Here is a 5,785-nt window from a genome sequence, read left to right on the forward strand (position 1 = left end):
GATTCTAATGATTGAGCCATTGAATCTTTATCGATAGAAAGTGCATTACTTTTATTGTTGAAGAAAACGTCCTTCTCTGTTGCACGAGATGATTCAGGAGACAAATCACTAAATATCCAAAATATTGAAATTTCTTCATCCTTGTAAAACAACTCACGCTTTACAATAACATCAAGAAAAGTTGTAGAAAGTTGTATTTCGAAAACAACTTCCCGACCATCAAAGGTTGAAGATATGTCTGGTTTTTTCCATTTTTTAGACCATCCTGTACCCTTTACAACAGACTCTACTCTAACATTGGTAAATCTTAAATCCTGTCTTAAGTAGCTGGCAATATAGCTTTTAAGCTCAATATGTGCCTTACTTTCTTTTGCGCCATTATATTTCATGCATCGTACTTCTTCTTTTGTATATTTAGAGTCTGTCTTTATCGGACAGTCTCCAGACTTATACATATGTTTGAAGTACATAGAATGTGAATTACTGGAAAATTTTCTGGAGCGAACCACCACAGGTTGACCACATGAACCACAGCCATATAATGGATTTTCAAGTTGAATTCTTTCTTCAACCTCTCTTCGCAACCTGAACATAAGTTCCTCACCTCTGGATATGAGATCAAGAGATGATTCATTTAATCCTGTGTCATTATTAATTAAATTAACAATTGTTCGACTGAAATCATACTGATTCATTAATCACTATTCCAAATAAACAAGAACCACTTCTACATTCACATTCTGCTCGATGCTGGTATCCATCTATAAAGTGTTGGAACTGAAACACCAAGATTAGCGGCTACCTCTCTAGGAGGAATGCCGTCAGTCAGCAGCCTTTTAGCTGACTCGATTTTAGAGTCGGTCATTTGCCGTTTACGCCCCCCAACTCTTCCTTGCAGGCGTGCTGCTTCCAAGCCAGCTTTAGTGCGCTCGACAATAAGCTCTCTTTCCATCTGTGCAAGGCTTGCCATGACATGGAAGAAAAAGCGTCCTGCGGTAGTCCCCGTATTAATATTGTCTGTCAAACTCACAAAATGACAATTCTGCTGTTCAAGTTCATTGACCAGTGTGATCAGGTGTTTTGCGCTTCGCCCCAAGCGATCCAGCTTCCAGACAACCAGAGTGTCATCCTCACGCAGCACTTCAAGAGCGAGTTTTAACCCCTCACGGCTGCTCTGGGTTCCACTGATTTTGTCCTCATAAATTTTGGTGCAGCCTGCATCAGAGAGAGCTTTCCGTTGTAAAGAAAGATCCTGATCTTTGCTGGATACTCTTGCATAGCCGATCTTCATGTCAGCCTTCCTTGATCATTTCGGTGAAATCAGACCACTGTTCAACCCTGAAGGCTCTAATGTCTCTTACGGAGGCGGGGAACCAGGGGAGCGACTTTAAAGCAGTTATGGCTCGGAACAGATTGGCCATATTTTCGTCTTCTGTTACATACAGGCTCCCCTGTACCCGGTTGAAGCCGAGTTTGGACAAAGTGGAGCCAATCTCAATATAAGCCTGTGGCACACCTTTCGGGTGATGCTTCTCGGTTTCTGCAACGACAAGATCAAAGGCAATGGCGAACATCAGTGAGCTACCGGGTCATTTTTGATATTGGAATACCGGTACTCGGTCTCTTCTCCCGACTCCGGGATCTGGATCAATACTAACCAGTCATCCTGATCAACGGGCCTGACGGGGGCAACAATTTTGTAGGCTGGACCTAACTCACCAAACCGGCGATATTGACCGATCAGTTGAGGAGCCGGAAAGTGTTCATGAGGCATAATCGGTTTCCTTGTTATCAAAACTCACTTAAGAGTATGGAATTGAGAAAATCATTTCAAGAATAGTTTTTGAGAATCCAAAAGCAAGAATTTTCGGGACAGATTCTGTAGCTGGGCTATCTTATCGAAAACCAGCGTTTTTGATAACAACAGTAAAACCTCTTTCTCATGCCTCACCGAATAGTCCTATCCCAATCCCAGCGAGAATTATTTTCTGCATTGCCAACTGAACCGGCAGAGCTGGCAAAGTATTACACCCTCTCTGATACTGACCTTGCTATGATCCGCAAACGACGTGAGTCAAAAAATCGGATTGGTTTCGCTATACAGCTTTGTCTGATGCGTTATCCGGGTCGAAGGCTTCAGTCTAACGAGCAGCTACCGGATGAATTGATTGCGTTTGTTGCTGAGCAAGTAGCGGTCAACCCTATTGCTTTTTCCGGTTACGCCAAGAGGGAAGAAACCCGCCGTGAGCACTTCTTGCTTTTGGCTCACCTGCTGCATATGGAGTCCTTTGGCATAACACATTGTCGCTATATGACTCACTGGCTAACCCCGGTTGCCATTGAGAACCCAAGTAGCGTGTTTTTGGTTGGAGCCTTGCTCAATGAATTGCGACTGAAGAAAGTACTCCATCCGGTTCTACCTGTCGTTGAGCGCATGGTAGCTGCGGCTAAGAAGTACGCCGACAGCCGCATCTTCAATCAAATCAACCGGCAACTACAGGATGACCATCGAGATAAGCTTAATGCATGGTTGAATCCTCATGAAAAGCAGGAAAGCAAACTCTCATGGGTTAGGCAGCCCGTTGGTCGCCCTTGTCCTCCTAATGTTCTGAAAATTCTGGAGCGACTGGATGCCATCAGGGACATATCGTTACCGGTCTCTTTTCTGAAACAGATTCCAGTTGCCAGAAGAGAGTTGCTTGCCCGTGAAGGCTCACGTATCGCCGCCCACAATCTTCGTTTGGTCAATGATGCCCGCCGCTACTCCATCTTAGCGGTATACCTGCTGGAACATCTGCGCATTTTGGTGGATGAAGCGATCAATATGCATGACCGTATTGTTGGCAGTCTGATCAAAAGGAGCAAGCGCAAATACGCAGAACAATTACAGAAAGAAAACCGGCTGATCAAACAGGCCATTAATACCTTGGCCACTCTTGGTGATGTATTGGTCGAGAGCCGGGAAAAACAAAGTGATGTCTGGAAGGCTATCGACAACACGTTTTCGTGGAGTGATTTACAAACCCGATTCAAAGAAGCCGAAGAACTATCCAGTCCCAGCAAAATGAATCCATTGAGGTTTACCGCAAACCAGTATCCCCAAATGCGGCGCTACACTCCTGATTTACTGGAGCATTTTGATTTTCAGGCAGCGAAAGGCGGTCAGGAAGTATTGGATGCCATCACACTTCTTCGGGATATGAATCGGGACGGTAAAAGGAAACTGCCTGATGATGCACCTATGTCGTTTATCCCAGCTCAATGGGTCTCGCTTGTCTTTCAGAATAACGAGCCTGATAAGCATTTTTATGAATTATGTGCGCTCAGTGAGTTACGGAATCATCTGCGCTCCGGCGATATCTGGGTTCCCGGAAGCAGGCAGTACCAAGACTTTGATGGCTACCTGATGAGCAAAGACACGTATGACGAAATGAAACAACGTGATGACCTACCTGTTGCTATCGAAACAAATTTCCAGCACTACATCTCAGAGCGGCTGAGCCTGTTGAAAAGTGAGTTGGATAAAGTAAACCGTCTCCTTCAACAGGGCAATCTGGACGATGTAACGATCAAGAAAAACAGCTTCCATGTAAAACCTCATAAAGCCACTGACACACCAGAAGAAGCCAAGAGTCTTATCAAGGAGATTTATCAGGCTATGCCGAAGATCAAGATAACCGATCTGTTGGTTGAGGTGGATGGCATCACCGGCTTCACTGAGCAGTTTACGCACCTGCGGACAGGACTTCCGGCTGATGACAAGCAAAGTCTGCTCACCGTCATATTATCCGATGCCATTAATCTGGGACTGACTCGAATGGTGCAGGCATGCCGAGGAACCACCTTCAAACAACTCAGCTGGACAGCAGACTGGTATGTCAGAGATGAAAGCTATTCGCGAGCCTTGTCGGAACTGGTTAACTTCCACCATAAAACCGAACTGGTTAATAGCTGGGGTGATGGCAGCACGTCTTCATCAGACGGGCAGAATTTTCCGGTTGGCAATGTCGCCCGCCGGCTGGGTGATGTGAACCCGAAGTATGGCAGTCAACCCGGAGTGACTGTCTATACCCATATCTCCGACCAGTACTCGCCCTATCACACCCGACTAATTCATACCAATACCCGTGACGCCACTTATGTTCTGGACGGGCTTCTTTACCACGGTTGTAATTTGAACATCAAAGAGCATTACACGGATACTGCCGGGTTTACGGATCATGTGTTTGGCCTTTGTCATTTGCTGGGCTTCAAATTTGCCCCGCGAATCCATGATATTGGCGACCTCGTTCTTTACACGTCAGATAAACCGGACTGCTGGGGTAAACTGACAAACATTCTGGGTGAACGAATCAAATCACGAACCATTGAAAAGCAGTGGGATGACATTCTCAGGCTGACCAGTTCAGTTAGCCTTGGCACCGTCACAGCCTCTCTGATTCTCAGGAAGCTGTCGTCATACCCTCGGCAGAACAAACTGGCCTTGGCGTTGCGAGAGTTTGGCAGGTTAGAGCGAACACTGTTTCTTCTGGAGTGATGCAGAAACCGGAGCTTCGGGCAAGAGTGCAAGCGGGACTCAATAAGGGCGAAGCCAGAAACGATCTTGCCAGAGCCGTATTTTTCAATCGGCTTGGTGAGGTGAGAGACAGGTCATTCGAAAACCAAAGCTACCGTGTATCCGGTCTGAACCTTGTTGTTGCAGCCATTATCCTCTGGAATACGATTCATTTGGAGGAAGCTATTGCCGAGGTCAGAAAGCGGCGAACGGTGCCGGATGAATACCTGAGCTACCTGTCTCCTTTAGGCTGGGAGCATATTGGTTTAACGGGGGATTATATCTGGAGGATAAGGTCTTGAGAGGTGTGGTTGCCTTTCCTTTTAGCCTTTAATTACCAAGGGCTTAAGAGTCTTAGCGTACGATTTTTTCCTTTCTATGGCGTGACCCCTATTTCTACCCACACCGAGATACCCAGTTTCCCTTTGCGAATCAGTTTGGCTGGTGCCGGGGCGGTGACGATGGCGGGTGTTTGCTTGCACTGGCAGGTTTTGAGATAACGATGCCTGCGGTAACGCCGGATATGGGGCTGAACTTCCACCTCAACAACATCGCTGTCTTCTGTGCCAAAAGGTTTGAAGGGCAGGCCACATTGAGAACACTGTTTTTGGTGTATTTCAAGGTCGAGGTCTTCGTGAATCACAGGAAGAGAGGTGACGGTTGTACGACCATGGCCCCTTTGCTGTCCCCTGGGTTTTGCTGAAGACTTGGTTTGTTTTTCCTGTTTTTGCAGGGCGGCGTGCTTCTTTTCCGTTGAGCGGCCAAAAACCAGATGCTGCATTTCCGCCAACTGGTTTTTGAGGATTTCAATCTGCTCATGTAAGGCCGCTGTTTCACCGGCGTGCTCGGCCTTCATGTGTTTAATTTAGTCAAGCGCTTCCTGCTCCCGAGCGCGAGTGCGTTGCCACTGGATGCGCCACTGTTTGGCTTGCGCCTTCAGCTCAATGTAGTTCGCCTTGCTGAGTGTGACTTGAGCGTAGGCAAAGGGAACTTTTATTGGGTCAGGAGCATCCTCTGTATCGAGAAAGAATTCAGAGGTCAGCATGGAGGGAAATATAGTCGCTCCCGGGAAGAACGGAGGCTTTGATTATGGGTTCACGGAATACTTACCAAAAATTCACCAGAGTGTTGCTATGCCACTGATATTATTATACATTACGCACCCGCTGACGAGGCAAGCACCTCCCGGCAAAACAAACTGGTGAGGTGTCCGAGTGGCCGAAGGAGCAC

General features: G+C 46.7%; 6 protein-coding genes and 1 pseudogene. 1 reads left to right on the forward strand and 6 read right to left on the reverse strand.

Translation table 11 applies throughout. The annotated features are described in order from the left end of the window. The 4 genes from E1189_RS12175 to E1189_RS12190 all read right to left on the reverse strand — a co-directional run. The coding region (locus tag E1189_RS12175; protein ID WP_230460361.1) for a DUF6035 family protein at nt 1–695 on the reverse strand (695 nt) is incomplete at its 3' end. 38 nt (nt 696–733) lie between these two features. Next, nucleotides 734–1,291 carry a recombinase family protein gene (locus E1189_RS12180; RefSeq protein ID WP_155160601.1) on the reverse strand — a complete coding sequence of 186 codons (558 nt, stop codon included), beginning with the start codon at nt 1,289–1,291 and terminating at the stop codon, nt 734–736. A gap of 1 nt (nt 1,292) precedes the next feature. After that, a complete protein-coding gene (locus tag E1189_RS12185; RefSeq protein WP_155160602.1) occupies nt 1,293–1,574 on the reverse strand; it encodes a virulence factor in 282 nt (93 codons plus the stop codon). Next, entirely contained in the window at nt 1,574–1,774 is a 201-nt protein-coding gene (locus E1189_RS12190; RefSeq protein WP_155160603.1) for a DUF5397 family protein, read from the reverse strand. The genes E1189_RS12185 and E1189_RS12190 overlap by 1 nt, the downstream gene beginning before the upstream one ends. 168 nt (nt 1,775–1,942) lie before the next feature. Between E1189_RS12190 and E1189_RS12195 the strand changes: the two are divergent. Next, a pseudogene (locus tag E1189_RS12195) lies at nt 1,943–4,857 on the forward strand (Tn3 family transposase). Nucleotides 4,858–4,931: 74 nt separating this feature from the next. Here the strand turns inward: E1189_RS12195 and E1189_RS12200 are convergent. Together E1189_RS12200 and E1189_RS12205 are read right to left on the reverse strand one after the other, a co-directional pair. Beyond that, nucleotides 4,932–5,411: a hypothetical protein gene (locus E1189_RS12200; RefSeq protein WP_155160604.1), complete on the reverse strand. Its 480-nt coding sequence runs from the start codon at nt 5,409–5,411 to the stop codon at nt 4,932–4,934. 9 nt (nt 5,412–5,420) lie between these two features. Further along, nucleotides 5,421–5,600 carry a hypothetical protein gene (locus E1189_RS12205; protein ID WP_155160605.1) on the reverse strand — a complete coding sequence of 60 codons (180 nt, stop codon included), beginning with the start codon at nt 5,598–5,600 and terminating at the stop codon, nt 5,421–5,423. Nucleotides 5,601–5,785 lie beyond the last annotated feature (185 nt).

The organism is Parendozoicomonas verongulae, from assembly GCF_009711465.1.
Classification (GTDB): Bacteria; Pseudomonadota; Gammaproteobacteria; order Pseudomonadales; family Endozoicomonadaceae; genus Sansalvadorimonas; species Sansalvadorimonas verongulae.